This is a genomic window from Streptomyces sp. NPDC006265, from assembly GCF_040613555.1.
In the GTDB taxonomy this organism is placed as follows: Bacteria; Actinomycetota; Actinomycetes; order Streptomycetales; family Streptomycetaceae; genus Streptomyces.
Map to the genome: position 1 here is coordinate 1 of NZ_JBEXSH010001361.1, position 1,566 is coordinate 1,566.

The 1,566-nt window shown below is 72.7% G+C and carries 1 protein-coding gene and 1 pseudogene; one reads left to right on the top strand and one right to left on the bottom strand.

Translation table 11 applies throughout. The features are described 5' to 3' along the window. A partial coding sequence (locus ABZ281_RS48855) for a DMT family transporter (protein ID WP_356665249.1) occupies nucleotides 1-976 on the bottom strand: 976 nt, incomplete at its 3' end. 210 nt (nucleotides 977-1,186) lie between these two features. Between ABZ281_RS48855 and ABZ281_RS48860 the strand changes: the two are divergent. Next, nucleotides 1,187-1,566, top strand: a pseudogene (locus ABZ281_RS48860) (ferric iron reductase); the annotation flags it as partial.

The following is a 1,566-nucleotide window of genomic DNA, read 5'->3' on the forward strand; positions in this document are numbered from 1 at the left end:
CCTCGGCTCCCGCAGTCACAGGAGCGGGCGTGCCGTCCACGTCCTCGGGGGCCCCGCCCACCCGTGCGGGCACCTCCGCGGAACCGGCGCCCACGGCCTCCGACGCATGCCCCGCCGCCGGCAGGCCCTCCGCGCCCGCCGGCTGCCCGTGTGTGAGCCGCTCCGTCGTCAGCAGGATCAGGCCGCCCGCCGCCACCACACCACAGCTCAGTGCGAGCGCCGTCCCCGTCGTGCCGTAGCGGAAGGTTTCTCCGAACATCGTGATACCGACCGCGGTCGCCACCACAGGGTTCACGACCGTCAGCGTCGCCAGCGGGGCCGCGAGGCCGGCGCCCCGGTAGGCGGCCTGCGACAGCAGAATGCCGGCCGTGGCGAGGACGCCGATCACGGCGAGGGACGGCACGTCCGCCGCCGACACACCGTCGGTCCAGTCGACCGCGACGGTCTTGGTGAACACCGAGGACATGCCGAACGCGATGCCGGAGGCGGTCGCCAGCAGCATGCTGCGGACCGCCGGGTGCCGGTGCGCGGCCCGGGCGGCGATCATCAGCGCCACGACCGCGCCGGCCGTGACGAGGGCGACGGCCACCCGCTCCGCCGTGTTCAGGGACTGCGCGTCGGACGCGGCGACCAGGGACAGCAGACCGGCGAGCCCGACCGTCGCCATGATCGCGCCCCGCCAGGCCGTGGCACCGGCCTTGCGCCCGACGAACAGCGCCGCCATGGGCAGGGCCACCACGATGGTCAGCGCGCCGAGCGGCTGCACCAGACTCAGTGGCCCGTACGCCAGCGCCACCACGTGCAGCAGCCCACCGAGGCCGAGCAGCGCGACAGCCGCCCACCAGCCCGGCCGCCGCAGCGGCGCGTACTGCTTGCCCGGCGAGGACTCCGCCACCCGCTCCTGCAGTATCGCCCCGCCCGCGTAGGCGAACGCGGAGACGAGGGACAGCAGGACGGACAACGCGAGGGCGCTCATCGGCTGATCCTCTGCGTCAGGCGGGGGCGCTCGGCCCGGCGCGGCGAAAGGTGGGCTTTCATGAACAACACCCTGCCGTGTCCAGGTCTTCCCGTCGTCGTCCCTGAGCACTCATTGGGTCCTACTGCCGATGGAGTACGAGGGGAGCCCCATCATCCCCAGGGTGGGCGAGTCCGGTCGGGGGGCACCGGGTCGCATCCCTTAGGGGTCTTGGTACTACTGCTCTTCGTGGACCTCGACCCCGACCTTGCCGCGCTCCGCCCGCTCGCCGGCTTCTTCGTGCTGCGCACGGAAGGAGCATCGGCCGGGTCTCTTCCCACTCTCGCACAGGCCTACGTCTCAGTGGCACCGGATGTGTCGGTAAATCCCCTGATTTTTCGCGTACGAAAGGTCGCGACCGCTCTGCGCGCCCCGGAGGTGCGTGTCGCCGCGTCCATCACCCACCAGGGACTCGCGGCCCGGCTCTGGTCGATCGCCCTCGGCTGCGCCGCGCTCTACGGCGGCGTCCCCGATCTCGACGCCCGGCTGCTGCGCTGGGACGCCGACGGCAGCGCCCCCGACGACCTGTTCCTGACGGACATACGGCCCCT